Source organism: Flavobacteriales bacterium (genome assembly GCA_020635855.1).
Classification (GTDB): domain Bacteria; phylum Bacteroidota; class Bacteroidia; order JACJYZ01; family JACJYZ01; genus JACJYZ01.
Map to the genome: position 1 here is coordinate 1,921,959 of JACJYZ010000002.1, position 25,939 is coordinate 1,947,897.

General features: G+C 51.4%; 24 protein-coding genes. 20 read left to right on the forward strand and 4 right to left on the reverse strand.

Annotated features, from left to right (window positions below; all coding sequences use genetic code 11):
• The first annotated feature begins 1 nt into the window (after position 1).
• The 12 genes from gldG (at position 2) to H6585_08000 (ending at position 11,900) form a co-directional block, all read left to right on the forward strand.
• A complete protein-coding gene (gldG, locus tag H6585_07945; GenBank protein MCB9448259.1) occupies positions 2-1,738 on the forward strand; it encodes a gliding motility-associated ABC transporter substrate-binding protein GldG in 1,737 nt (578 codons plus the stop codon).
• On the forward strand, positions 1,735-2,766 hold the full coding sequence (locus tag H6585_07950) for a DUF4340 domain-containing protein (GenBank protein ID MCB9448260.1): 1,032 nt from the start codon (positions 1,735-1,737) through the stop codon (positions 2,764-2,766). Before gldG ends, H6585_07950 begins: the two co-directional genes overlap by 4 nt.
• 71 nt (positions 2,767-2,837) lie before the next feature.
• A complete protein-coding gene (gene dnaN / locus H6585_07955) occupies positions 2,838-3,959 on the forward strand; it encodes a DNA polymerase III subunit beta (GenBank protein MCB9448261.1) in 1,122 nt (373 codons plus the stop codon).
• Positions 3,960-4,019: 60 nt separating this feature from the next.
• Positions 4,020-4,655 carry a carboxypeptidase-like regulatory domain-containing protein gene (locus H6585_07960; GenBank protein MCB9448262.1) on the forward strand — a complete coding sequence of 212 codons (636 nt, stop codon included), beginning with the start codon at positions 4,020-4,022 and terminating at the stop codon, positions 4,653-4,655.
• Complete coding sequence (locus H6585_07965) at positions 4,619-7,111, forward strand: carboxypeptidase-like regulatory domain-containing protein (protein MCB9448263.1); 2,493 nt, start codon at positions 4,619-4,621, stop codon at positions 7,109-7,111. Before H6585_07960 ends, H6585_07965 begins: the two co-directional genes overlap by 37 nt.
• 136 nt (positions 7,112-7,247) lie before the next feature.
• Positions 7,248-7,850, forward strand: coding sequence for a LemA family protein (locus tag H6585_07970; GenBank protein ID MCB9448264.1), 603 nt, complete (start codon positions 7,248-7,250; stop codon positions 7,848-7,850).
• Position 7,851: 1 nt separating this feature from the next.
• A complete protein-coding gene (locus H6585_07975; protein MCB9448265.1) occupies positions 7,852-8,295 on the forward strand; it encodes a TPM domain-containing protein in 444 nt (147 codons plus the stop codon).
• Positions 8,292-9,104 carry a TPM domain-containing protein gene (locus H6585_07980; GenBank protein MCB9448266.1) on the forward strand — a complete coding sequence of 271 codons (813 nt, stop codon included), beginning with the start codon at positions 8,292-8,294 and terminating at the stop codon, positions 9,102-9,104. The genes H6585_07975 and H6585_07980 overlap by 4 nt, the downstream gene beginning before the upstream one ends.
• An 80-nt stretch (positions 9,105-9,184) precedes the next feature.
• Positions 9,185-9,790: a hypothetical protein gene (locus tag H6585_07985; protein MCB9448267.1), complete on the forward strand. Its 606-nt coding sequence runs from the start codon at positions 9,185-9,187 to the stop codon at positions 9,788-9,790.
• Between the two features lie 100 nt (positions 9,791-9,890).
• Positions 9,891-10,319, forward strand: a complete 429-nt coding sequence (locus H6585_07990; GenBank protein MCB9448268.1) for a M23 family metallopeptidase — start codon at positions 9,891-9,893, stop codon at positions 10,317-10,319.
• The gene (locus tag H6585_07995; protein MCB9448269.1) at positions 10,316-10,945 is read left to right on the forward strand and encodes a DUF4190 domain-containing protein; all 630 of its coding nucleotides are present in this window, start codon (positions 10,316-10,318) and stop codon (positions 10,943-10,945) included. The genes H6585_07990 and H6585_07995 overlap by 4 nt, the downstream gene beginning before the upstream one ends.
• Before the next feature lie 103 nt (positions 10,946-11,048).
• Positions 11,049-11,900, forward strand: a complete 852-nt coding sequence (locus H6585_08000) for a glutaminyl-peptide cyclotransferase (GenBank protein ID MCB9448270.1) — start codon at positions 11,049-11,051, stop codon at positions 11,898-11,900.
• A gap of 9 nt (positions 11,901-11,909) precedes the next feature.
• Here H6585_08000 and H6585_08005 read toward each other — a convergent pair whose 3' ends face one another.
• The 3 genes from H6585_08005 to H6585_08015 all read right to left on the reverse strand — a co-directional run bounded on the left by H6585_08005 (position 11,910) and on the right by H6585_08015 (position 17,428).
• The gene (locus tag H6585_08005; protein MCB9448271.1) at positions 11,910-14,609 is read right to left on the reverse strand and encodes a DNA gyrase/topoisomerase IV subunit A; all 2,700 of its coding nucleotides are present in this window, start codon (positions 14,607-14,609) and stop codon (positions 11,910-11,912) included.
• Positions 14,610-14,621: 12 nt separating this feature from the next.
• Positions 14,622-16,586, reverse strand: coding sequence for a type IIA DNA topoisomerase subunit B (locus H6585_08010; GenBank protein ID MCB9448272.1), 1,965 nt, complete (start codon positions 16,584-16,586; stop codon positions 14,622-14,624).
• Positions 16,587-16,783: 197 nt separating this feature from the next.
• Positions 16,784-17,428: a protein-L-isoaspartate(D-aspartate) O-methyltransferase gene (locus tag H6585_08015; GenBank protein MCB9448273.1), complete on the reverse strand. Its 645-nt coding sequence runs from the start codon at positions 17,426-17,428 to the stop codon at positions 16,784-16,786.
• Between the two features lie 427 nt (positions 17,429-17,855).
• Between H6585_08015 and H6585_08020 the strand changes: the two genes are divergently transcribed.
• From H6585_08020 to H6585_08050, 7 genes are all read left to right on the forward strand, one after another.
• Positions 17,856-18,947, forward strand: a complete 1,092-nt coding sequence (locus H6585_08020; GenBank protein MCB9448274.1) for a M42 family metallopeptidase — start codon at positions 17,856-17,858, stop codon at positions 18,945-18,947.
• Between the two features lie 40 nt (positions 18,948-18,987).
• Positions 18,988-20,691, forward strand: a complete 1,704-nt coding sequence (locus tag H6585_08025) for a hypothetical protein (protein MCB9448275.1) — start codon at positions 18,988-18,990, stop codon at positions 20,689-20,691.
• A 7-nt stretch (positions 20,692-20,698) separates the two neighbouring features.
• Positions 20,699-21,307 (forward strand): hypothetical protein, encoded by a 609-nt coding sequence (locus tag H6585_08030; GenBank protein MCB9448276.1) that lies wholly within the window; start codon positions 20,699-20,701, stop codon positions 21,305-21,307.
• Complete coding sequence (locus tag H6585_08035) at positions 21,304-22,203, forward strand: helix-turn-helix transcriptional regulator (protein ID MCB9448277.1); 900 nt, start codon at positions 21,304-21,306, stop codon at positions 22,201-22,203. The genes H6585_08030 and H6585_08035 overlap by 4 nt, the downstream gene beginning before the upstream one ends.
• A gap of 54 nt (positions 22,204-22,257) precedes the next feature.
• Positions 22,258-22,554 carry a DUF1330 domain-containing protein gene (locus tag H6585_08040; GenBank protein MCB9448278.1) on the forward strand — a complete coding sequence of 99 codons (297 nt, stop codon included), beginning with the start codon at positions 22,258-22,260 and terminating at the stop codon, positions 22,552-22,554.
• Between the two features lie 74 nt (positions 22,555-22,628).
• A complete protein-coding gene (locus tag H6585_08045) occupies positions 22,629-22,976 on the forward strand; it encodes a hypothetical protein (GenBank protein ID MCB9448279.1) in 348 nt (115 codons plus the stop codon).
• Positions 22,977-23,048: 72 nt separating this feature from the next.
• Positions 23,049-23,636, forward strand: coding sequence for a pentapeptide repeat-containing protein (locus tag H6585_08050; GenBank protein ID MCB9448280.1), 588 nt, complete (start codon positions 23,049-23,051; stop codon positions 23,634-23,636).
• Between the two features lie 41 nt (positions 23,637-23,677).
• Here H6585_08050 and H6585_08055 read toward each other — a convergent pair whose 3' ends face one another.
• Positions 23,678-25,003 carry a hypothetical protein gene (locus tag H6585_08055; protein ID MCB9448281.1) on the reverse strand — a complete coding sequence of 442 codons (1,326 nt, stop codon included), beginning with the start codon at positions 25,001-25,003 and terminating at the stop codon, positions 23,678-23,680.
• 383 nt (positions 25,004-25,386) lie between these two features.
• Between H6585_08055 and H6585_08060 the strand changes: the two genes are divergently transcribed.
• A complete protein-coding gene (locus tag H6585_08060) occupies positions 25,387-25,938 on the forward strand; it encodes a GNAT family N-acetyltransferase (GenBank protein ID MCB9448282.1) in 552 nt (183 codons plus the stop codon).
• Position 25,939: the final 1 nt, after the last annotated feature.

The window sequence follows — 25,939 nt, forward strand, 5'->3', positions numbered from 1 at the left end:
GATGAAAAGGAAAGACATCAAACGGCAAAACCTGATCCAACTCCTGCTGAGCCTGGTGATCATCGTGCTGCTCAATGTAGTAGGCAGCTATGTATTCACCCGACTCGACCTCACTTCCGAAAAACGGTACTCGCTCTCGCCGGCAACCAAAGACATGCTGTCGAACATGGAAGACGTGGCTTTTGTCCGCGTATACCTCGAGGGTGAATTCCCCGCCGGATTTAAAAACCTGAGGAATGCCACCCGGGAAATGCTGGATGAGTTTCGCGTGTATGCCGGCGACAATGTGGAGTATGAATTCGTAGACCCGTTCGAAGGTGCGGATGACAATCAGAAAAAAGACATCTTCAAGCAACTGGTTTCAAAAGGACTTAAACCCACCAACTACCAGGAAAAACTGGACGCCGGCGAAAGCAGCAAAGTGATCTTCCCCGGCGCCATCATCAGTTACCGCGGCCGCGAACTACCGGTTCAACTGCTGCAAAACAAGATCGGCGTTCCTCCGGAAGTGGTTCTCAACAACTCAGTGCAAACCATCGAGTTCGAACTGGCCAATGCCATCCACAAACTCACCCAACCCAAGAAACCCACCGTTACCTTCATCGAAGGACACGGCGAATTGGACAAAACCGATGTACAGGACATCACCACCTGGCTGTCGGACGCTTACACCGTGAACCGGGTTCAAATGGACGGCCAACTCCACAGCCTCGACGGCACCGATGTGGTGATCGTGGCCAAACCCGATTCCGCCTTCTCCGAAAAAGACAAATACATCCTCGATCAGTTCATCATGAACGGAGGCAAGGCCCTGTTCCTGCTGGATGCGGTATATACCAGCATGGACAGCCTGCGGACCTCCAACTTCGCACCGGGCATTGCAGTGGATGTGAACCTGGCTGACATGCTGTTCAAGTATGGTGCACGCATCAACAACAACCTGGTGATGGATGCCCAACTGGCTGCACAGATTCCCGTGGTTACCGGGCAGATGAACGGCATGCCGCAACAGTCGCTCCTGCCCTGGCCCTTCTTCCCGGTGATCCTCCCTCGTTCTCAACACCCCATTGTAAAGAACCTGGATGGCATCAAAATGGAATTCGCCAACTCGGTGGACACGGTGGGAAGTCCGAACATACACAAAACCATTCTTCTCAGCACATCTCCATACAGCCGCATCATGAACGCACCGGCACGCGTGAGCCTCCAGGTGCTGAACGACATGGACCCCGCGCTGTACAACCATGGCAGCATTCCGGTGGGTGTTTTGCTGGAAGGCAAATTTGAATCGGTTTTCAAAAACCGCCTGCCCGAAACATTGCTGCATAGCCAAGACATCAAATTCCGGGAGGAAGGAGAACCCACTACCATCATCGTGGTGGGCGACGGTGATGTGATCAGAAACGACGTGAAGAAAAGTACGGGCATGATTTACCCGATGGACCAGGACCGATATACACGGCAACCGTATGGAAACCGTACATTCATCCTGAACGCCGTTGACTACATGGTAGATAAATCGGGCCTCTTCACAGTACGTTCCAAGGAGTTGCGTCTGCGCCTGATGGACAAGAAGAAACTCAGCGAACAAGTTGGTACCTGGCAAGCCTTCAACATGGGTGCCCCCGTACTGCTCATCCTGATCTTCGCCGTTATCTTCGGTTGGATGCGCAGGAAAAAGTACGGCCGCAGCACGTCTGCATCATCACAAAAAAATCCGTCGACACCTGAAGCATGAAGAGAAGAACTTTATTGATCGTTGCCCTATCAATTGTGCTGGCCATTGCCGCTTTCCTTCTTTCCCGCGGATCCGGTTCAGGCACCATCCGCGAAGACCTGAAAGATTTTGAGGTGACCGACACGGCGTCGGTTACCAGGATTTTTCTGGCCGACAAGGAAGAACACAGCGTTACGCTGGAAAGAAACAAGTTCGGTGTTTGGATGGTGAACAACCAATACGAGGCCAGGGAAGACGCCATCCATACCTTGCTGGAAACGATCCGCAACCTGCGGGTGAAGGCGCCGGTTGGAAAAGCCGCATACAATACGGTGATCAAGCAGCTTGCCAGCCGGTCGGTCAAGATCGAGATTTACAGTGATGACGAAAAACTCAAGGTGTATTATGTTGGCGGAGAAACGCCCGACCAACTCGGCACCTATATGATGCTGGAGAATGCAAAGCGTCCTTTTGTGATGTACATCCCGGGATTTGACGGTTACCTCTCCACCCGTTACTTCGCCAAATCCGACGACTGGCGCAGCAGGGAAATCTTCAACCTGGAGCCGAGGGCCATCACCAATATCCGGCTCGAGAGCCCGCATACACCGGAAAACTCATGGGAGCTGACCCATGATCTGACCCAACAGAAGTTTGAACTGAAGGCCCTTGCCAGTGGTAAGGTGTATGAAGAAAAGGACCTCGACATGGATATGGTGGAGCAGTACTTCTTCCATTTCCGGAAAGTGAACTATGAAGCGCCTGCCACTCAACTCGACCCGGCGTTCATCGACTCTGTCATCTCCTCTACCCCACTGAACGTTCTTACCATCACAGACCTTGAAGGCAAAACCTACAGCATCAAAACCTTTCTCAGGCCTGCCAATGGCAAGCTCGACGGAGAGGGCAACCCGCTTCCGTATGATGTGGACAGGTTGTACGGTCTGATCCATGACAACAAGGATTTTGTGTTGATCCAATATTTTGTTTTCGACAAGATCCTGTTGCCCATGCAGGAATTCCTGAAAAAAGAAAAAGAGGTCAGTTGATGAAAGACTGACTTCGATTATATTTGTGTGGCCCCGGATGTCCAGGGGTTGATTGATAAAGAAAAAGCACTATGAAATTCATCGTATCCAGCAATGCATTGTTGAAAGGCCTCCAGAAGATAGGCGGCGTACTGAACACCAGCAACACCTTACCCATTCTCGACAACTTCCTTTTTGTTCTGGAAGACGGCGAGCTTCAGATTTCAGCGTCAGACCTGGAGACCACCATCACCACCACCATGAAAGTGGAAGGAAAGGAAACCGGCAAGACCGCCATACCTGCGCGGCTGTTGATGGATACACTGAAAACTTTTGCCGATCAACCGCTCACCTTCATCATCGACCCGAAGTCACATGCGGTGGAAATATCTTCGGAGATGGGAAAATACAAGCTGGCAGGCGAGAATGGAGATGAGTTTCCAAAAGTACCGGAGATCGAATCCGCATCCACCATCAAACTCAAAGCAGATATCCTCGAACGTGCCATTGCCAAAACGCTTTTTGCCACAGGTAATGATGAACTCCGACCCGTGATGTCGGGCGTGTTCTTCGAGTTGAGTCCGGAAAGCATCACGTTTGTAGCCACCGATGCACACAAGCTGGTGCGTTACATCCGCACCGATGCCAAGGCCAGTCAGTCCAGCTCTTTCATTATGCCGAAGAAACCACTGAACCTGCTGCGCAATGCACTTACCGGAACCGAAGGTGAAGTTACGCTCGACTTCAACGTAACCAATGCCCGCTTCAGCCTCGACGGACTCACGTTGGTATGCCGCCTCATCGATGGCAAGTATCCCAACTACGATGCGGTGATCCCGAAGAACAACCCCAACAAGCTGACCATGGAACGCAGCCAGGTGATGAACTCCATCCGCCGTGTATCCATCTTTTCCAACAAAACCACCCACCAGGTTCGCCTGAAAGTGAATGGCAGTGAACTGAACATCTCCGCTGAGGACATGGATTTCAACAACGAAGCCAACGAACGCCTCGCCTGTCAGTATGAAGGACAGGACATGGAAATCGGTTTCAACTCACGGTTCATCGTTGATATCCTGAACAACCTCGACAGCAACGAAGTGCTGCTGACCATGTCTGAACCGAACCGCGCCGGCATCTTCGCACCCAAAGAAACCGAAGAAGGTGAAGATGTATTGATGCTGGTGATGCCAGTCATGCTGAGCGGCAACTAACCTGCAAGACCTCACACCCTGTTTCGCCGGCTGGCAACACAGGGTACCGAAACCGGAACTATGAAGCGTATTCTATTTTACCTGACCCTGTTTTGCTGCTTGTTTAACGCCAAAGTGAGCGCACAGGAGAGCCAGGACCTGATTCAATTATCCGGGGTGGTGATCAGTTCGGACAGCATCGTTCCCATCCCGTTCGTGAACATCCTCATCAAAAACTCATACCGGGGAACCACAGCTGATTACTTCGGATATTTTTCACTGGTCGCCCGCAAACAAGACACCATTATCTTTTCAGCCGTAGGATACAAATCCGCCCATTTCATCGTTCCGGATACGTTGTCAAAAGATCGTTATGTGCTGATGCAAACTTTACAGAATGATACGATTCAACTGCCGGAGACCGTTATCTACCCCTGGCCCACAAAGGAACAGTTCAGGGAAGCATTCATGAACCTGCGTGTACCGGATGATGACATGGCCAGGGCCGAACGGAACCTGAACAAGCAGATCATGGCAGAGAAATATGACCTTACACCGATGACCGCCAACATGAACTACAGGAACTTCATGCAACAGGAGTCGGCGCGACTTTACTATGCTGGCCAGCTACCTCCCAACCATTTGCTGAACCCCATCGCCTGGATGAAATTCATACAGGCATGGAAGCGGGGCGACTTCAAAAACAAGAAGGATTAAATTCCGATGTGTTGGCCCGCTCCCTGTTCATACTGCTGCTCTCTTTCATTGCCTTCCGTTCCGCAGCCCAGGATACATCACTGGTCTACGGCAGACTGATCAACCAGGACGGGGTACCGATCGAAGCGGCGCATATCCACCTTCAGGGAACCGACCACGTTACCACCTCCGACGAAAACGGACGCTACAACATCTGGGTCCCGTCCAACCAACCCGCCACCATCATTTTTTCGCACTTGTCATTCGGGATGTACACCGAACAGGTTACCGTGCCGCGCGGGGAAAAGCGCCGGCTCGACAAAACCCTGCAAGCTTCAGCAACATTGCTTAACCCGGTGGACATCGAGAAAGTCAAAAAGCGACAGGGACACATGCTGAGCAGCATCGACCCCAAACCTGCAGCCACCCTTCCCGGACCGAATCCGGGCATCGAAGGTCTGCTGAAAGTGGTGGGCATCGGTGTGTCATCCAACAACGAATTGTCATCGCAATACTCCGTTCGCGGAGGCAACTTCGATGAGAACCTGGTGTATGTGAACGACATTGAAATCTACCGACCCTTTCTGGTGCGCTCCGGTCAGCAGGAAGGCCTCAGTTTCGTCAACCCCGACATGGTTTCCTCCGTGGGATTTTCCGCCGGCGGTTTCGAGGCGCGGTACGGCGACAAGATGTCATCGGTGCTTGATATCCGCTACAAAGATCCGCTCAAATTCGGTGGCTCCGTTTCCGGTTCGCTTCTCGGAGGCAGCGTTCACCTGGAAAATGCATCCGACAATCACCGGTTCACCTATGTGGCCGGACTCCGCTACAAAACCAACCAATACGTATTGAAAAGCCTGGACACCGACGGTGAATACAAACCTTATTTCACCGATTTCCAGTCGCTGCTTACCTATGACATCACGCCTGAAATTGAGCTGGAAGCCCTCACCAACTGGTCACGCAATCACTACACCATGGTACCCCAAAGCCGAACCACAGAATTCGGAACCGTTAAGCAGGCGCTGCAGCTCAGGGTGTTTTTCGAAGGACAAGAAGTGGATGAATTCGATACCTATTTCGGCGCGCTCGCCTTGAACGTCAAACCCAACAGCAAAACGAAACTGCGTTTCATCAGCAGCGCATTCCAAACATATGAAAGCGAGACCTTCGACATACTGGGGCAATATTACCTGGGCGAGCTGGAAACCGATTATGGGAAGGATAACTTCGGTGATGTAGCCTTCAACCGCGGCGTCGGCTCCTTCCTGAACCACGCACGCAACTATCTGGATGCAACAGTAATCACCGCCGAACACAAAGGCGAATACAAAGATGGCAACGCCAAATACTACTGGGGTTTCAAGGTTGGCAAAGAACTCATCCATGACCAGCTTAGTGAATGGACGCTCATCGATTCGGCGGGCTACTCCCTGCCTCATGGCACAGGCAGTACACTGGATCTGTTCGACGTATCGAAAGCCAGGCTGGGTCTCTCATCTCATCGTTATTCAGGATACGCGCAGGGAACCTGGACGCTGAATGACAGCATCGACATGGAGCTTTCGGCAGGCGTACGCACCCAATACTGGGACGTGAATGAACAGTGGTTATTCAGTCCGCGCGCCTCGCTCTCCTTTCAACCCAACTGGAAGAGGGAAACCGTGATCCGTTTCGCCAGCGGGGTGTACCATCAGCCCCCTTTCTATCGCGAACTGCGCAACACCGAAGGCCAGCTGAACAAGAACATCAAGGCCCAAACGTCCATCCATTTCATCGCAGGCGCAGATCAATATTTCCATGCCTGGAACCGCCCCTTCAAATGGGTGACCGAAGTGTACTTCAAATACCTCCGGAACCTGATCCCCTACCAGGTAGACAACCTCCGCATCAGGTATGCAGCCGAAAATACATCCACCGGCTATGCCACCGGGATCGATTTCAAGATCAACGGCGAATTCGTTCCGGGCATCGATTCGTGGTTCAACCTCTCCCTGCTTCAAACCAGGGAAGACATCAGCAACGACTCTTATATGGATACCAGCGGGGTAACGCACCCCATCGGTTCGGTGCCGCGCCCCGCAGACCAACGGGTGAACGTAGGCATCTACTTCCAGGACTACCTTCCCAAGAACCCAACCTACAAAGTACACCTGAACCTGCTTTTCGGCACGGGCCTGCCGATCTGGCCACCACATGCGCAACGCACACCGGATGCCATCAAACGCATGCCGCCGTACCGAAGGGTAGACATCGGTTTCAGCAAGCAACTGATCGGCGAAAACAGCAAGCCCGTCACGCAAGGTTTCTTCAGTCACTTCAACAGCATGTGGCTCAGCCTGGAGGTATTCAACCTGCTCCAGGTGAACAACACCAACTCATATCTCTGGATCAAGGATGTGGACAACCTGGAATGGGCCGTTCCGAATTACCTGACATCACGCCAGCTGAACCTCCGGCTGACGGGAAGATTTTAAGACGATTCGTGGTTTATTTTTCGATGTTGACACCGAGAAACGAACCTCGAATCCCGAATCCCTGCCACATTGGCACCGATCATTGAATGGAACATGCTTTGTACACAACAAGGCAAACAAACCATTTAACACTCACATGAAAAAATCCCACATCATCTGGGGCGTATGCGGCCTCCTGGTACTTTTCCTCATCTTCGCCGTCCCCAATGCCTACAACAAAGCTGTAAAACTACAGGAGGATGTCAAGGCCGAATGGGCGGATGTTCAAGCCACCTATCAGCGCCGTGCCGACCTCATCCCTAACCTGGTAAGCACCGTAAAAGGTTATGCCGATCATGAGGAGAATGTACTGGTAGCGGTGACGGAAGCGCGTGCGAAAGCCACCAGCATGAACATTGATGCCTCCAACCTGAATGCGGAGAATCTGAAAAAATTCCAGGATGCGCAGGCCGGATTGTCATCCGCTTTATCACGCCTGCTCGTGACCGTTGAAAAATACCCCGACCTGAAAGCGAACCAGAATTTCCTGGAATTGCAGGCGCAACTGGAAGGCACCGAAAACCGGATTGCCGTGGCCAGGGAAAACTTCAACGCCGCCACCAAATCGTACAACACACACCTGCGCCGATTCCCGGCGAAAATTTTCATAGGATGGATGGCCGACGACGGTGAGTTCGAAGCCATGCAGGGTTTCGAAGCCGAAGCCTCCAGTGCAAAAGCGCCTGAAGTCAAGTTCTGATATGGATATTCGGAAGTTCCTTACACCCGAAGAAAAGAACGGCATCCTGGCAGCGATCCGGGATGCCGAGAACAATACGTCAGGGGAAATACGCCTGCACCTGGAAAACCGTTGCAAGGGTGATGTGATCGACCGTGCCGTGTTCCTGTTCGACAAGCTGGGCATGACCGCTACCCGCGAAAGCAACGGCGTTTTATTTTATGTGGCGGTGAAAGACAAGAAGCTGGCCATCCTGGGCGACAAAGGCATCAATAAAACCGTGCCTGAAAATTTCTGGGAAAACATCCGCGAGCACCTGGTGTCGCGCTTCCGGGAAAACAAATACGGGGAAGGTTTGGCGGAAGGCATTCGCATGGCCGGTGAACAACTGAAATCACACTTCCCCCTGAGATCCGATGACAAAAACGAGTTGACGGATGAGATCTCATACGGAGGTTCATCATGAAACTAAAACTATTTCTATTTCTTTTCATCGCATGCTTCGGTTTTATTCATGCCGAAGCACCTTTTAAGAAAGGCATCCCAGAACGACCGAGTCCACCTACGCTGGTCAACGACTTTACAAACACACTATCCAGGTCCGAGGTTTACCAACTCGAAAACAAACTGGTTGCCTTCGATGACACCACATCCAACCAGATTGTGGTACTCATCACCGATGACCTGCACGGGTATGACCCCGCCGAGTTCACCATTGCCGTGGGCAATCAATGGGGCGTAGGACAAAAAGATTTCAAAAATGGCATTGTGGTGATGGTGAGCCCGGGTGAAAGAAAAACCTTCATTGCCACCGGGTACGGACTGGAAGGCGCCATCCCCGATGCGATCTGCAAACGGATCGTAGAAAATACCATGATCCCAAAATTCAAGGAAAACAATTATTACGACGGTATTGATCAGGCGACTGACGTACTCATGCAACTGGCCAGCGGAGAGATCACCGTGAGTCAGCTGGAGGAACGTCAGGCACGTCAGAAAATAGTCACCGTGGTGATGGGCATCCTCATGGTTCTTGGCATCGCATCCCTTGTCCTGCTGATCGGGTATTCCCGTGTCCGGCATTACGCCCGAGCAAATGACCTTTCTTTCTGGACGGCCTTCTGGATCCTGAACTCCATGAACAACCGACGCGGCGGTGGAAGCGGAGGCGGTTTCTTCGGTGGTGGAGGTGGCGGCTTCGGGGGCGGAGGCGGAGGCTTCGGGGGTTTCGGAGGTGGAAGCTTTGGCGGCGGTGGTGCCGGCGGAAGCTGGTAAGCAACTTCCGGACATTCAACCATCCATTCATCAACCAAATCCGGTATCTTCGCCGTTATGGTTTTATAAGCACAAGCCCCATGCGCATCACTGAAAAATTTGCCGCCGTACTTGCCATCCTGGGCACCATCATGCGCCTGCTTCACGTCCCGGGTGGAGGCATGGCATCCGTACTTGGTTTGACCACCTTGGCCATCTTATATTTCCCGTTGGGCATTCTTCTGCTCAGAAACGAAACGATCAGGGAGTTCTTCAAATCCGTGCGTGAACGCAAGTCGGGCGCAGGTGTCGCCTTTGCATCCAGTTGGGTGCTGGCAACGCTTACTTCCGGCATTATGTTTAAAATCATGTTCTGGCCCGGGTCGGGTATGATGTTGAGTTTCGGAGTAGCTGCAACAGGCATTGGTGCGGGAATCGGGTATTTCTTTTTGTCCAATAAATATCCGGAGATCGTCAAACGCATGCTTTCCCGTGCCATCCCTTTGCTGGTTGCCGGCATCCTGTTGATGACCATTCCTTACGAAAAACTGGTGTATGCCTTCTGGCCCGGAGAAAACCCCTACCAGCAAGCCTACAGGGACATGTTGCTGCATCCCGATGACCTGCAACGCTGGCAACGACTGGAAGCCATCCGTGATTCCCTGGACATGCTACCCATGTCAACCGACTCTGTCCATCAACCTTGACATGGCAGGAAAACATCGAAATAAATCACGTAGAAAGCGCTGGCGATGGGTCGTTCTTGTGATCCTCATTGGCGGACTCGCCTGGCCGCAGGACCTGCTCATGCCCGTTGAAGGCGCCGGACCAAACAGCTATCACCACAAATCGTTCTGGTTTTACCCATGGGGCAAATCCGTTACCCACAAGGGCGTTGACATCTTCGCACGAAAGGGTACGCCCGTGCATGCTGCCACATCCGGCGTGGTGGTGTTCGCAGGAGAAATCAGCATGGGTGGCAACGTGGTGCTGGTGCTGGGGCCCAAATGGCGTATTCACTACTACGCCCACCTTGAGGAAAGCCGGGTGTCACCCGGTCGTTTCGTAGATCACCAAACCCTGATCGGCACGGTAGGAAATTCCGGGAATGCCAAAGGAAAGCCCGCCCACCTGCACTATTCCATTGTTACACTGATCCCATATCCCTGGCGCATCGACAGCAGCCACCAGGGTTGGAAGAAGATGTTTTACCTCAACCCGATTTCCTATTTTTGAGGAAGCTTTCGCGCCATGAAACGTCTGTTCTCTCCCCGCATTCCGTATGCCTGGTGGCGATGACTTGCTGCATCCTGTTCGCAACTTCCTGCCAGGTTGAAAAACGCATGTACCGGCCGGGATACCATGTGGAATGGTCGCTGCACTCCGATCGCAAACATGCCCAACCCGGAATTGAACCTATGCGGTCAATGGCACCCCTCCCGATTGCTTCTCCCATGTATGCTCCTCCACCTCCCCAATACACCACACCCACCGGAGTACCGGTTCGTCCTGGCACATTCCTGCATACATCCCTGCACCCGGAAAAAGAACATACCCGGGTTGTTTCAAAGGTTAAGCCGGAAGATCCCCAACCTGCCGGCCAACCGAAACAACGGGTACATGGATTGGCGGTTGTCGGCTTCAGCGCCGGTTTGCTTGCGTTGACATGCCTGGCTGTTTCGTTTTACGTCTGCGCCTTCTTCGGTATCCTTGCCATAGCTGCCAGTTTGCGGGCGCTACGGGATATCAGGAGACGCCCCGATCTGTACAAAGGAAAATGGATGGCACTGGCGGGTTTGGTTGCCGGAAGTCTTGCCATTCTTGTCGCCGGTTTGTTAACGGTGAGTTACTTTGCATCCTGACCGCATACGGCCGGAGTCGGATCAGGCGAAAAAACAGCCCCGTATGTGGCATGTCATGCAGCGGAATGCTACCTTTGGCGCGAAAAATCAGTTGAAACACGCCATGCCTCCAATTCCATATTTCCGCGTTTACCGTTACCTGTTGGTCTTGGGATGTGCCATCATGGTATGGCAAGGATGCCGAAACGATGGCAGCTCTCAGGGAACTAATACATCAGCTCCTCCTGAAACTCCGCCCGTACCGAACATTGCATTCAACGTGGTGAAATCATATCCACACGACAAACAGGCTTTCACCGAAGGCTTCCTGTTTCACAAAGGAAAACTGTTTGAGAGCACCGGTGCAACGAAAGGGCTTCCGCAAACACGATCGCTGTTCGGGGAAGTGAACATGGAAACCGGTGTGATTGATACCAAGGTGGAAATTGACAAGAAACGCTATTTCGGCGAAGGGATCACTTTTCTGAACGGCAAGGTATATCAGCTCACCTACCAGAGTGGTGTGGGCTTCGTTTATGAAGACTCCACCTACCGCAAGCTGAGCGAATTCATGATTCCGAGTCCGGAAGGCTGGGGCCTCACCACAGATGGCCACCACCTCGTGATGAGCGACGGCACCGATGTGATCACCTACCTTAATCCCGCAGACTGGAAAGTGGTGCGGCGCCTGAAGGTAACCGAACGTGGATATGCAAAAGATTACTTGAACGAACTGGAATTCGTTAACGGAATGCTTTACGCGAATGTATGGCGCACCAACGAGATCGTAAGGATTGATCCGGCCACAGGAAAGGTGACGGGCAAAATGGACCTCACCCGCCTGGCGGAGGAAACCCGCGAGCAATACAGCGGATGTCAGGAAATGAACGGTATTGCTTATGACACGACAACATCCATGTTGTATGTGACCGGAAAAATGTGGCCGCGCATTTACGCACTCACACTGGAAGAATAATGCAGGTGGCTATTCCAGATCCAGGCTGATCTGGTTTTTCGCACCCCCCGGATTTTTAGGCACAATTTTGCGCGGCACCTCTGTCAAAGGCGCATCCGGTTCTTTGTCTGATTCCGGGGTGGATTTTTCAGGCATTTGTTCGTCGGGAGCTTCATCCAAAATTACCTCTTCAATCTCCTCCTCCTCTTCTTCCTCTTCCTCGGATGCAAGCAGCACAATGTCTTTGATGCGATAGTTTGATAGCATCTTGCCCTTGGCCTTGAACCCTTTCACACCGATGAATTCCACCAGGTCGATCTCTTCCGGGTCACGGTCTTTTCCTTTTTCCTTGTAAAAAGAAATCTGAACAACCGGATGTTTTTTGGTGGTAACCATCTCCAGGCGCGTATCCTTCTCTTCAGGAATAAAAAGTGTTTTGTTGCGGAACCCGGGTTCTACGGTAAAGCGCTTCGCGTAGTAAAGTCCCTTTTCACCGTCAAGATAAATGGCGGTAACAACCTTGGCTGGACGATGTTTTTCAATCAGCACGAGGTCGTCTTCGAAATGTGTACTGAGTTCATTGCCGTATAGCACGAAGTTACCCGATTGGTATACGGCGAAGATTTTATCCTCTCCCCGGAACTGGCCGAGGTAGGTACCCCTGTCTTCGGAATTGAGGCGATGCACCACATCATCAAACCAGATCTTGCGGGCGCCGAGGGTGGAAATCCCCTCCTCCTTTTTCACCACTTTGCGCACGGCGTTTTTGGTGACGATGTTGCCTCCGGCACCACGTCCCTTGATCATGACATCAGCAAAATTCAGGTCCATCTGTGTACGCCTGAGGCTGGGTTTGGGCCGGAGGTGCACGGTAACCACTTCCGCTTCCCCATTGGGATTGGCGGAGAAATACAGGATACGTGAGCCCTCTTTGCCCCGGGCCAGGTCGTATTCCTTGTCGCGGGTGATGCCCGTAACAGCAAATCGTTTCACCATGGCCGCACCCATCTTACCATCCTGGTAAATGATGTTGTACACCGTGCGCTCATCCCCTTTCTTCCATACGCCGGCGTGGATGATGCCTTTGCCCACGAATGTTTTGTCGGTGATGCGCGTGATGATCATTTTTCCGTCTTCACGGAACACGATGATGTCGTCAATGTCGGAGCAATCGCATACGTATTCGGACTCGGTACGTTTGAGTCCGTGCCCGATGAAGCCTTCCACCTTATCCACATACAACTTGGCATTGGCCACGGCCACCTTGGTTGCCTGGATGGTATCAAAGGTTTTGATCTCTGTTTTGCGTTCCCTGCCTTCGCCGTACTTCTTCTTCAGGTTCTTGAAATACTCGATGGCGTAATCAACCAGGTTCTTCAGGTGGTACTTGACCTGCTTGATTTCCTCCTCGAGTTTTTTGATCAGTTCATCGGCCTTGAAGCTGTCGAACTTTGAAATACGTTTGATGCGGATTTCGGTCAGACGGGTCACATCCTCATCGGTGACTTCCCGCACCAGGTCTTTGACGTACGGCTTCAATCCCTTGTGGATCGTCTCCAGAATTTCTTCCCAGGTTTCGCATTCTTCGATCTTGCGGTAGATGCGTTTTTCAATGAAGATCTTTTCCAGCGATGCGAAGTGCCACTGTTCTTCCAGTTCACCTTTGCGGATCTCCAGTTCCATTTTCAGGAGTTCCAGTGTTCTGTCGGTGGATACCTGCAGCATTTCACTCACACCGATAAAGCGTGGCTTATCGGCCTCAATTACGCATGTATTGGGTGAAATGGAAACTTCACAATCAGTGAATGCATACAGGGCATCAATCATCTTATCCGGCGACACACCGGTGGCCAGGTGCACCAGGATCTCCACATGTTCTGCGGTGTTGTCTTCAATCTTTCGAACCTTGATCTTGCCTTTGTCGTTGGCTTTGATGATGGACTCAATCAGGCTGCTTGTGGTGGTGCCGAATGGAATTTCGTAGATGCGAAGTGTTTTGTTATCATCCTTGGCAATGCGGGCGCGCACACGCACTTTGCCTCCGCGTTGTCCGTCATTGTAGTTGGAGAAATCCGCCATCCCACCTGTCGGGAAATCGGGATAGAAGGTGGGCTTTTGTCCGCGCAGCACACGGATGGAAGCATCCACCAGTTCGTTGAAGTTGTGCGGCAGGATGCGCGTGGAGAGTCCCACCGCAATACCTTCCGCTCCCTGCGCAAGCAGCAGCGGAAACTTCACGGGCAGGTACATCGGCTCTTTGGCACGGCCGTCGTAAGAAGCCAGCCACTGGGTGGTTTTGTGATTGAAGACGACTTCCAGTGCAAACTTGGTCAGGCGTGCTTCGATGTAACGTGCGGCAGCCGCACCGTCGCCGGTGAGGATATTCCCCCAGTTTCCCTGGCAGTCGATCAGCAGGTCTTTCTGTCCGATTTGCACCAATGCATCACCAATGGAAGCATCCCCGTGCGGGTGGTACTTCATGGTATGCCCGATAAGGTTGGCCACTTTGTGATAACGTCCGTCTTCCAGTTCGCGCATGGAATGGAGGATGCGGCGCTGCACAGGCTTCAACCCGTCTTCAATGGCAGGCACGGCACGCTCCAGGATCACATAGGATGCATAATCCAGGAACCACTCCTTGTACATGCCGGACAGGTGTACGACCTGTTCGTCAGAACCGGGGGTATTTCCGTTCTCGTCGGATTCGATATGTTCTTCCTCTTCGCTCACCGGATGGGTGCGTTATTTTTTCTTTTTGGCGGTTGCGCCGGTTTTCTTCTTTGCAGGTTTCTTCACTTCTTCATCAGCCACCGCTTCCATGCCTTCTTCATCTTGTTCTTGTTCTTGCTCTTCTTCCTCTTCCTCATCGTCCATCATGTCCTTTTCCACCTTGAGATTTTCGATGATGAACTCCTGTCTTTCGGGCGTATTCTTGCCCATGTAAAATTCCAGCAATGTGCTGATGGGAGATTCTTTGCCCACCACCACGGGTTCCAGCCGGATGTCCTTGCCGATAAAATGTTTGAACTCATCCGGCGATATCTCGCCGAGTCCTTTGAATCGGGTGATCTCCACTTTGCCTTTCAGCTTGCGGATGGCCTTTTGCTTTTCCCCTTCGGAATAGCAGTAGATGGTTTCTTTCTTGTCGCGCACCCTGAAAAGCGGTGTTTGCAGGATATACAGGTGACCGTTTTTCACCAGGTCGGGGAAGAACTGGAGGAAGAAAGTGATCAACAGCAACCGGATGTGCATGCCGTCCACATCGGCATCGGTAGCAATCACGATGTTGTTGTACCGGAGGCTCTCCAGGCTTTCTTCAATGTCGAGCGCTGCCTGGATGAGGTTGAACTCTTCGTTCTCGTATACGATCTTCTTGGTGAGTCCGTATGAATTCAGCGGTTTACCCCGCAGGCTGAAAACGGCCTGGGTGTTTACATCTCTTGACTTGGTAATGGAGCCACTGGCCGAATCCCCTTCGGTAATGAAGAGGGTGGTTTCCAGGTTGCGTTCGTGTTTATCGGCGAAATGCACACGGCAATCACGCAGTTTCTTGTTGTGCAGACTGGCCTTCTTGGCCCGGTCGCGCGCCAGCTTGCGGATGCCGGAAAGCTCCTTGCGTTCTTTTTCCGACTGCAGGATCTTACGCTGCAGGGCTTCGGCGGCCTCCGGGTTCTTGTGAAGATAATTATCGAGTTCGGTGGTGAGGAAATCCTGCACGAAGGCCAGGATGGATTTCCCGCCGGGTTCAATCTCCTGGGAGCCGAGTTTGGTTTTTGTTTGCGATTCGAAAACGGGTTCCACGACCTTGATGGCGACGGCTGCGATGATGGAACTGCGGATGTCGACCGCATCGTAGTCTTTCTTATAGAACTCACGGATGGTCTTCACCACGGCCTGACGAAAGGCGGCCTGGTGGGTACCGCCCTGGGTGGTGTGCTGGCCGTTAACGAAAGAGTAGTATTCCTCACCGTAGGACGAACCGTGCGTCATGGCCACTTCAATGTCTTCGCCGCGCAGGTGGATGATCGGGTACAGGATGTTGCCGTCTATGCGGGAATTCAACAAATCAAGCAACCCGTCTTTGGAATGAAACCGTTGTCCGTTGTACCGGATGGTGAGTCCGGGGTTCAGGTACACGTAGTTCCACAGCATGTTTTCCACATAATCATTGCGGAACCTGTAGTTGCTGAAGATGGTGCGGTCGGGAAGAAAGGAGATGCTCGTTCCTTCCTTGTCGTCCGACTTGGTAAGCTTATGATCCTGGGTAACGTCTCCGTGTTTGAACTCGATGGATTTGCATTTGCCTTCCCTGACAGATGCCACGTGGAAGTAATCAGACAGTGCATTGACGGCCTTGGTACCCACACCGTTCAACCCGACGGATTTCTTAAATGCTTTGGTATCGTACTTGGCCCCTGTGTTGATGCGGGATACGCAATCCAACACTTTCCCGAGCGGAATGCCCCGGCCATAATCACGTACCGTCACCTTCCCCTCATCGATGCTCACGTCGATGTATTTACCGTGGCCCATCACATACTCATCGATGCTGTTGTCGATGACTTCTTTCAGGAGCACGTAGATTCCATCGTCCTGTGAAGAACCGTCACCCAGCTTCCCGATGTACATACCGGGCCTGAACCGGATGTGTTCTTTCCAGTCGAGGGTGCGTATATTGTCTTCGGTATATTTAACTTCTTCGGACATGCGGATTTTCAGGGTGGATTGCGAAGATAACCAATTCCAAAATGCCGCAAATCCTTGCGTGGCGGTAGTTTTCAACAAAAGACACGGACTTTGTTGAAAAAAAATAGCCCGTATGTGCTCCGGAGATTTCAGCGGGGTTCAGTGATGGCTGCACCCGGGCATCAGAAAAATCACGCGAATAACTGGGAGGAAGCCACTTACGACGACTTATCCTCCAGGAGAGGCACAAACCGGAACTCTCCGAAAGTCTCCCGCACAATGTCACCGCCTTCGTCTTTTTTCACGACCGTCATAACCTGCACACCCCCTTCTCCCACAGGGATCACCAGGCATCCGCCCGGTTTAAGCTGCTCAATCAGGGCCGGCGGAATGAATGGGGCACCGGCGGTAACCAGGACTTTATCAAAAGGCGCAAAAGCGGGAAGCCCGGCATATCCATCACCATAGAACAGACGCGGGCGGTAGTTCATCACTTCCAGTAACTTCTTGGTTTTACCGTACAACTCCCTTTGCCTTTCGATGCTGAAAACCTTCACCCCCATCTCCAACAGCACACAGGTTTGATACCCGCTTCCGGTACCCACTTCCAACACCTTCTCCCCTTTTTTCAATTCCAGGAGGGATGTTTGAAAAGCCACCGTATAAGGTTGTGAAATCGTTTGGCCCGCACCGATGGGAAAGGCTTTGTCGTCATAAGCAAATTGCAGAAAAGCCGACTCCATGAACCAGTGCCTGGGCACCCGTTCCATGGCGGCCAGCACGGCCTCGTCGTGTATACCCTTCTCCCTTAGAACAGCCATGAGCCGCTTGCGAAGGCCCTTATGGCGATACGTATCTTCCAGCTTAATCATCAGGGTTGCGAAGGTAGGGGTTTTAGTTTTTGGTTTTTCGTTGTTGGTTAATAGTTTTTCGTTGTTGGTTAATAGTTGTTGGTTATTGGTTATTGGTTATTGGTTATTGGTTATTGGTTGTTGGTTATTGGTTATTGGTTGTTGGTTATTTGGGGGTCTGATGAGAAATGGTTCGCCCGGCAGATTCTATGCTTATAGCGAAACAGATTGCTATGTTAGCCGCCAATACTTGCTCCTGGATGGGATATGGGGCATCATATTCAGGAACAAACGTCCAAACATCCCAGCCCCACAAAACCTACCCATCAAAGTTCAACTCAACGCCTCCAGTAACCAATAACTAAAAACCAACAACCAAACATATTTTCATACTTTTGCCCATCCCAGCACCATTTTTGTTTGTCCAAAACCATATGCAATGAACAAATCCAGCAAAGCATTTTTAGAGAACTACCTGAACAACGCATCGCCCACCGGCTTTGAATCCGAACTTCCGGGCAGCACGAAAAGCGGACAACAAATCTGGCTCGATTATATCAAGCCGTTCGTTGACACGTATCAGACAGATGTATATGGTACAGCCGTGGGAGTGATCAATCCCAAAGCCCCATACAAGGTAGTGATCGAAGCACATGCCGATGAAATTGCATGGTTTGTGAACTACATTTCCGACGACGGGTACATTTTTGTAATTCGTAACGGAGGATCGGATCATCAGATCGCTCCTTCCATGCGGGTGAACATCCACACCAAAAAAGGCATTGTGAAAGGCGTGTTCGGATGGCCAGCCATCCACGTACGCCAGAAGGACAAGGAAGAACCACCGTCGCTGAAAAACATCTTCATCGATTGCGGGTGCAGTTCCAAAGCCGAAGTTGAAAAGCTGGGCATCCATGTGGGCACCGTCATTACTTTCGAGAACGGCCTCATGGAACTGGGAAAAAACTTTTACACCGGTAGGGCACTCGACAACCGCATCGGCGGTTTCATGATCGCAGAAGTAGCCCGCATGATTCACGCCAACAAGAAAAAACTTCCGTTCTGTTTGTACGTGGTGAATTCCGTTCAGGAAGAGATCGGACTGCGCGGTGCGGAGATGATCAGCCGCCGCCTTAAACCCAATGTAGCCATCGTTACGGATGTTACCCACGACACCCAATCACCACCCTATAAAAAGAAAGAAGAAGGGGATATCTCCTGTGGCAAAGGACCGTCACTCACGGTAGGTCCGGCCGTACACAACAAGCTCCTCAACATGATCATTGATGTTGCGGAAAAGAAAAAGATCCCGTTCCAGCGTGCGGCAGCCTCACGGAGCACCGGCACAGACACCGATTCCTTTGCTTATTCAGCAGAAGGTGTTCCGTCGGCACTGATTTCCCTTCCACTGAAGTACATGCACACCACGGTGGAAACAGTACACAAAGACGACATCGACCACGTGATCCGGTTGATGTACGAAACACTGATCCAACTCAAAGCAGGCCATGATTTCCGTTATATCAAATAAAGGCTGGCGAACCACGTGCGTATTTCTCATCTGTAGTTTGATGAGCCGTGCACAAACGCCGGCTTACGAACAAAATCAAACCCTCTCGTATGATGAGGTCATCACCGCCTACCAGAAACTGGCGGAAAACAACCCGATGGCCTTCCTCTTCACCTACGGCACCACCGATGCAGGCAAACCCCTGCACATGTTGCTGATTTCAAAGGACGGGGATGTGGATCCTGTTTCACTCCGCAAACGCGACAAACGCATCATCCTTATCAACAATGGCATCCACCCGGGTGAACCCTGTGGCGTGGATGCCAGTCTGCAATTCGCCACCGACCTGCTCGCAAGAAAGCTGCCCCAGCTCTACCTTGACAACACGGTGATCTGCATCATCCCTGCCTATAACATCGGCGGCATGATGAACCGGAACAGCGTAACGCGTGTCAATCAGAACGGACCGGAAACGTACGGCTTCCGCGGCAATGCAAAAGACCTCGACCTGAACCGCGACTTCATCAAATGCGACAGCCGCAATGCCCGTGCCTTCGCCGAGATCTACCATACCTGGCGGCCGGATATCTTCATCGATACACATACCTCCGACGGTGCCGATTACAGCTACAGCATGACCCTCATCGCGACCCAACCCAACAAAATCAATCCGCTGATAGGGCAATACATGAAAGACAACATGCTGCCCGCACTGTACAAAGGCATGGCGGATGACGGGTATGAAATGACACCTTACGTGGACATGAAAGGGGACACGCCTGACAACGGACTGGTGGCTTTCCTGGAAACACCGCGCTATTCAACCGGGTATACGGCCCTGTTCCACACCATCGGCTTCATCACGGAGGCGCATATGCTGAAACCTTATCCTGTCCGCGTAAAGGCAACCTATCACTTCCTTACTAACGTTTTGAAGTATAGCTATGAGAATTGTGAATACCTGGGCAAAATCAGGGGCATTGCCTTGCAGGACGGAAGAACACAAAAAGATTTCGGCCTGCGCTGGGAACTGGATACAACCCAAACCGAAACCATTACTTTCAAGGGATATACCGCCGCCTACAAACCCAGTGAAGTAACAGGGAAGGACAGGCTCTATTATGACCGCAACCAACCTTACGAAAAACAGATTCCATATTACAACAAATACAAGGTCACCGCAAAGGTCACAGCACCGGTAGCCTACATCATTCCCCAGGCATGGCGGGAAGTGATCGAGCTTTTGAAAATGAATAAGATCATGATGCACCGGGTCACCAAAGACACGGTCATGCAGCTGAGCGCATATCACATCGATGGGTACGAGACGGTCCATCACCCCTATGAAGGGCACTACCTGCATTATGACATCAAGGTGAGCAAGGACGCACAACCCATACAGCTTCGCAAAGACGACATGGTCGTATATGTGAACCAAACCAAGAACCGCTTCATCGTGGAAACCCTTGAACCGAATGCCCCGGACAGCTACTTTGCCTGGAACTTTTTTGACAATGTATTGATGCAGAAGGAATGGTTTTCTCCTTATCTGTTCGAAGATGAAGCGGCAGAAATGCTGAAGAACGACCCCGCCCTGAAACAACAGTTCGACCTGAAAAAGATCGAAGACGATTCATTTGCGGAGAACCCGCGGGAGCAATTGTACTGGGTGTACGCCCACTCCGTTCATTACGAAAAAGAACACAACCGCTACCCGGTTTTTCGGTTAGACAGGGATGTTCCCATGCCCGTCAAACTGGATTGATTGCCGCATGCCTGGCACATGGCCACATATCAAAACAGGCACTTTCATCGCATGGTTGACGACATGTGTGTGCATTGCGAACGGTTGTAGAAAGACTGACCCGGATCCTGATGCGCTGCCCAACAACACCATCCAGACCATCTTCACCGACGAGTTCGACCCATCCAATAACACCATTCTGAACCATTGGCAATACACCCGGTTGCCCTTCGACAGCACTTATCAGCAACCCAACCAACTGATTCCCGAAGGGCATTTCGGTTCATGGTCGTTCTACATAGGGCACCTGGACACAGCGGCCTACGAAGGCATGCACACCCGTTTCCCGGCTACATTCAACCGCACAGACAGCCTGACACCGGGCACGTATAAAGTGATCACGTGGCTGCAATGTCAGCATTTCGCACAATGCCGCATCCGCCTGAAACTGAGCAACGGTATTGACTCCTCCTACAAAGACACCGTTGTGACCAATGCGGCCTGGGAAAGCCACAGCCTTGTACACAGCCTGAGCTCTTCCGCGAAGATCAGCGCCTTCATCGAACTCACCCCGGTTGATACCGCTTCGAACAGTCGCATCCTGGTCGACTACGTTCAGCTACAGCGCATCGAATGATCGCCCGGGATTTTGCTCCGCAAGACGTATTGCTCATGCTCCGGAACCGGGCGGAAAGCGAACACCGGAACGAGATCACCTGGCCCAACCTGGTCGTACATACATCCACAAAAGGATTTCAAAAAGAACTGACAGAAACATCCCTGTCCATTTTCTGTAATATCACCGGAAATGCACAGGCTTACCTCGGAAAAAGAATGTACCGCATCTGCGATGCGTCATTGCTGGTGGTTAACCCCTATAATCATATGGATTACAGATTGGGTACCGAGGAAACCGCGGAGGTATGCAACGTACATTTCAACCACGCATTCATTTCGCAATGTGTACCGGCCCTGATATGCAGCGATCAAACATTGCTGGAAGATCCTGAATTCACGGTACCGGTGCCGGACTTCAAACAGGAATTACATTTTCAATCTGATACGTGGAAGGCAATGAAATCACTCCTGATGAAAGAGCCGGACAACCCCTACGGCTGGATGCAAACACTGGCATATCTGCTTACTTTGCATCGGGACACGGCCCGGGCCATCCGGCGAATTCCTGCAGAAAGCAGAGCAATACGCAATGAACTGTACGACCGGATATCCAAAGCAAGGGATTACATTTATGGTCATTACCACGCCGCTTTATCGCTTGACGTTCTATGCCGGATAGCAGGAATGTCAAAATTTCATTTTTTGCGGGTATTCAGGGAATGTTGCGGCATGACACCCTATGCTTTTATCCGTTGGATCCGGCTTTACAAAGCACGTGAATTGCTGAAAACATCGCGACTAACCATCGAAGAAATCGCCTGGCAAGTGGGGTTCTCGGAAGGCACTTCCATGCAAACCGCCTTCAAGGCGGCATTCGGTATCACACCCGGTCATTTCCGCAAGCATCCGTTTTAGCAATTTTGAAAAGGAATCCGGCATGACTTCCGGTGCACTTTTGTACCAAAAACCATGACCACTTCTGTATTCATGATTGTCATCGCCTCCATCAATGAAGGCGAAGAAAAAGCACTGAACACATACCTTCAAGGCCTGATAAAACTTTACGACAATGTATCGGCACGGGTGATGCACAATTATCACATCACCTCCCGAATGGTGGGTGAAAATCCCGTAGACATGGTCTCTGTCATTGCATTCCCCAACCGAGAGGCCATCGCAGAAGTTTACGACAGCGAGGAATACCAGGTACTTATTCGGTTTCGTGACCAGGCCTTTCGGAGACTGGAGGTATTGCTGTCAGCCTAATTCTTCCAGATAATGATAGGGCTTGTATGGAACCGGAAGAAAGATGAACTTTGCATAACCTCCATTGATTTCTTATGCAGTCATCCAACGCCAAACGAAACCGCCTGAGCCGTTTCTCAACCGCGATCAGCGCTGTGCTATATGGCATTCTCGCACTGGAATTCTACAACCGCAATCACATTCCCATGGCCGCATTAATGGCCTTTGCTGCCATGTGCAATGTGGTGGTGATGCGCATACAAGTAAACTTGCCATTGCTGTCGGGTATTATCTCCAATACCATGAATTCCCTTGCTGCAGCCGGCATGGCCTATCACCTCTACCAAGAAGGCGGACGGTATCCGTTGTGGATCGCCATCACCCTGGCCTACCTGACGGCAACCGTTGTATTTGTTCGCAAGAAAAACAAGGCGGTCTCCTGAACACCGGACGACATCGTTGTGTTTCATAAAAAAAACCGCCAATTTTGAATCCGCCGGTTCAAATACGCTCTTATGAAAGCCAACACATCAGATACTTACTTCGAAGGCCGGGTCTTCACCGGAAAAGACCTGAGTGAACAGCCACTGGCAAGCGGTGAATATGAAAACTGCCGTTTCACGGGAGGCAACCTGAGCGAGTCCGACCTATCCGGCATAACCTTTACTTCCTGCCGGTTCGAAGGGTGCGACCTGAGCATGGCAAAATTGAGGAACACCGCCATCCGGGAAACAACTTTTGTTGAGTGCAAGCTGCTGGGATTGCACTTCGAAGATTGCAATCCGTTTTTGTTCGGCGCCAACTTCACATCCTGCGACCTGAGCATGGCTTCCTTTTTTCGTTGCAAACTCAAGGGTGCATCCCTGATCAACTGCAGGCTTCACGAGGTCGACTTCACCGAGGCTGACCTCCAGACCGTCATATTCAAAGGCAGTGATTTGTCAGGCGCCACTTTTGACACGACCAATCTTTCCGGCGCCGACTTTAGCGACGCCATAGGCTATATCATAGATCCAGTTAAAAACAAAATTGCCAAAGCCAGATTTTCATCCGACGGCCTGGCCGGATTGCTGACAGGGTTTAAGATTGTGGTGGAAGGGTGAGGTATAATTAGAAATTAGGAATTAGGAATTAGGAATTTAGGTCACTGCGATGCATCCCAACGAATACTGCGGAGGAAAGTTCTCAGCTCCTCCACGTTGGTCGTCTTCATGGCAAGGTCTGTTACTTCCCGGTCAGTGCCAACCGTTACCGGTTGCACACCCCATTGTACCCGATGATCAGGCAGGATACTGTAAACCACTACAACAGCGGATTTGCCTTTGGGGATGCCGGAAAACTTCACCTGCGTATGGGAGTTATCGAAATAGTAACCTGGCATTACCCCTTTCAGATCGGCGAATACAATTCTTGCCACCACCTTGTCGGATTTATCCAGGTTAACCAACAGATCAACCGGATCAGGCTCATCTACGAACCTGTCGCAGTTAATAAAATCCAGCCGGGTGCTTTTCAAAACGTAGCAGTCATTGACTGATTCCATCACTTCTGATTCGAACCCACCCTGATCTTTGCCGGCTCCTTCAGCAACCAATACCTGATCGGCAAATTCATCCCTCACAAGATCACCCGTTCTTTGAAAACCTACCGGTAACTTTCCCTGTGCCTTCCAATTCTCTAATCCGTGTTTCTTTTCTCCATAAAAGACCTGCATTCTTCCATCCAACCGATCCGCGGGAATTTTAAGGGTGATGGAACGTGCCAGTTCCAATCTGCGATCGCCACACCATGCTTCCATATGCACCATACCTGCGGTTTCCAGAATCGCACGATCGGCATGCGTGGTCATCCCGCCCATCACAATCTGCTCAGGTGTATAAAACTCCCATAGCTTCAGGGTCACCAGGTCGCATACTGAATCTTCATCCAGCCTGAAAGCATGCTCGCGGAAAATCACGTGAGTTCCGTTCCTGCCGATCACAAGGGCCGATTGATTCGGGTCCAGCGTAAAGACTTGTGCATCATCCTGCGGCAAGCTGTCGGTGACACCGGTATACAGGAAGAGGTCATCTGATTTGGTCAGCACCAGCTGGCTGATGCCGCTGCTGGCGGTAGCAAACTGACGGTAAGATGCATTGGATGCGGATGCCGGATTGTTGCTGCAGGAGAATGGCACGGTGGTTACCATCACCTGGTTGGGGGTAAGCTGCATCACATCATCGCAGTATTCTACGAGCATGGTGGATCGTGCCCGCGCCAGGGAAGCTTGCTGTTGTAAGGACAGCTGGCGTTTTTCTTTTTTCAGCAAGAGGTCGAATACGACCTCCTCCCCATTGGTAAGTTGCCTGAAGGCGGATGTGACCTGACGTTGGACATCGGCATTCGGGCGGGCATCACGAAGGTGATAGTTGAGCTGCTCCTGCGCATACAGCATACTTGGCAAAAGCAACAAAAGGAGGTAGCGTATCATAGGAAGGCTTTTATGCATAACGGAGAAAAAAGGAAAAGACACAGGGGTGTAAAAGTCGCAAGTTGGTAGGAGAAACAATGACTTTGACAACAGAAGGTTTGTGGTTTGTTTAAGCCCGGCAGAAATGACCTGACATACATTTGCCAAGTACAGACTCACGACTGATACCCAACCAATCACCACCATTCTTCGCCTGGGAAAGTTCATACATAAGATTCTCTCCTTCCATATGAATAAACGCCTTAACTTGAACCCGGGCGGGTACATTGGTGTACCGCATCGCGAGCGTCGCAATTTTTATGCTGCATGCATTTCAACTCCTCCATTGTTTATGTATGTGACAAACCAGAAACTACAAACTGCAAACCACAGACTATCTCGGCATGACAACATCACCCGCACACCTTCACGTTCGCGAACTCACAGAAACCGACCTCCCTCTGTTGCTTGATTACTGGTTTAAGAATGACGATGCCTTCCTTGAAGGCATGGGCGTTGATCTGGCGAAGATGCCCACCCGGGAAGAATTCTCGAACATGTTGCAGTCTCAGTTGCAACTGCCGGTAGAGGTACGCCGATCATTTGCCCTGATCTGGGAAGCAGACGGACAACCGGTGGGGCATTCCAACACCAACCCCACCCGCTTTGGCGAAGATGCCTATATGCACCTTCATCTGTGGAAGAGCAACATCCGCAGACAAGGTCTTGGGGCAGAACTGGTACGTCTTTCTCTGTCGCATTATTTCAAAAAGCTGAACCTCAAAACCCTGTACAGTGAACCCTATGCACTGAACCCGGCGCCACACTGCGTGCTGGAGAAAGTGGGGTTTCGATTTGTGAAGGAATACGTGACTACACCCGGTTTCATCAACTTCGAACAACCGGTAAAAAGATGGGAATTGACACGGAAAGCGTGGAGCGAGCTGAACGCTTGAA

What these genes read in the sequence shown, in the direction of transcription:
- gldG (MCB9448259.1), top strand. Translation starts at nt 2, where the DNA reads ATGAAAAGGAAAGACATCAAACGGCAAAACCTGATCCAACTCCTGCTG.
- H6585_07950 (MCB9448260.1), top strand. Translation starts at nt 1,735, where the DNA reads ATGAAGAGAAGAACTTTATTGATCGTTGCCCTATCAATTGTGCTGGCC.
- dnaN (MCB9448261.1), top strand. Translation starts at nt 2,838, where the DNA reads ATGAAATTCATCGTATCCAGCAATGCATTGTTGAAAGGCCTCCAGAAG.
- H6585_07960 (MCB9448262.1), top strand. Translation starts at nt 4,020, where the DNA reads ATGAAGCGTATTCTATTTTACCTGACCCTGTTTTGCTGCTTGTTTAAC.
- H6585_07965 (MCB9448263.1), top strand. Translation starts at nt 4,619, where the DNA reads ATGGAAGCGGGGCGACTTCAAAAACAAGAAGGATTAAATTCCGATGTG.
- H6585_07970 (MCB9448264.1), top strand. Translation starts at nt 7,248, where the DNA reads ATGAAAAAATCCCACATCATCTGGGGCGTATGCGGCCTCCTGGTACTT.
- H6585_07975 (MCB9448265.1), top strand. Translation starts at nt 7,852, where the DNA reads ATGGATATTCGGAAGTTCCTTACACCCGAAGAAAAGAACGGCATCCTG.
- H6585_07980 (MCB9448266.1), top strand. Translation starts at nt 8,292, where the DNA reads ATGAAACTAAAACTATTTCTATTTCTTTTCATCGCATGCTTCGGTTTT.
- H6585_07985 (MCB9448267.1), top strand. Translation starts at nt 9,185, where the DNA reads ATGCGCATCACTGAAAAATTTGCCGCCGTACTTGCCATCCTGGGCACC.
- H6585_07990 (MCB9448268.1), top strand. Translation starts at nt 9,891, where the DNA reads ATGCCCGTTGAAGGCGCCGGACCAAACAGCTATCACCACAAATCGTTC.
- H6585_08000 (MCB9448270.1), top strand. Translation starts at nt 11,049, where the DNA reads ATGCCTCCAATTCCATATTTCCGCGTTTACCGTTACCTGTTGGTCTTG.
- H6585_08010 (MCB9448272.1), bottom strand. Translation starts at nt 16,586, where the DNA reads ATGTCCGAAGAAGTTAAATATACCGAAGACAATATACGCACCCTCGAC.
- H6585_08020 (MCB9448274.1), top strand. Translation starts at nt 17,856, where the DNA reads ATGAACAAATCCAGCAAAGCATTTTTAGAGAACTACCTGAACAACGCA.
- H6585_08025 (MCB9448275.1), top strand. Translation starts at nt 18,988, where the DNA reads ATGAGCCGTGCACAAACGCCGGCTTACGAACAAAATCAAACCCTCTCG.
- H6585_08030 (MCB9448276.1), top strand. Translation starts at nt 20,699, where the DNA reads ATGCCTGGCACATGGCCACATATCAAAACAGGCACTTTCATCGCATGG.
- H6585_08035 (MCB9448277.1), top strand. Translation starts at nt 21,304, where the DNA reads ATGATCGCCCGGGATTTTGCTCCGCAAGACGTATTGCTCATGCTCCGG.
- H6585_08040 (MCB9448278.1), top strand. Translation starts at nt 22,258, where the DNA reads ATGACCACTTCTGTATTCATGATTGTCATCGCCTCCATCAATGAAGGC.
- H6585_08045 (MCB9448279.1), top strand. Translation starts at nt 22,629, where the DNA reads ATGCAGTCATCCAACGCCAAACGAAACCGCCTGAGCCGTTTCTCAACC.
- H6585_08050 (MCB9448280.1), top strand. Translation starts at nt 23,049, where the DNA reads ATGAAAGCCAACACATCAGATACTTACTTCGAAGGCCGGGTCTTCACC.
- H6585_08055 (MCB9448281.1), bottom strand. Translation starts at nt 25,003, where the DNA reads ATGATACGCTACCTCCTTTTGTTGCTTTTGCCAAGTATGCTGTATGCG.
- H6585_08060 (MCB9448282.1), top strand. Translation starts at nt 25,387, where the DNA reads ATGACAACATCACCCGCACACCTTCACGTTCGCGAACTCACAGAAACC.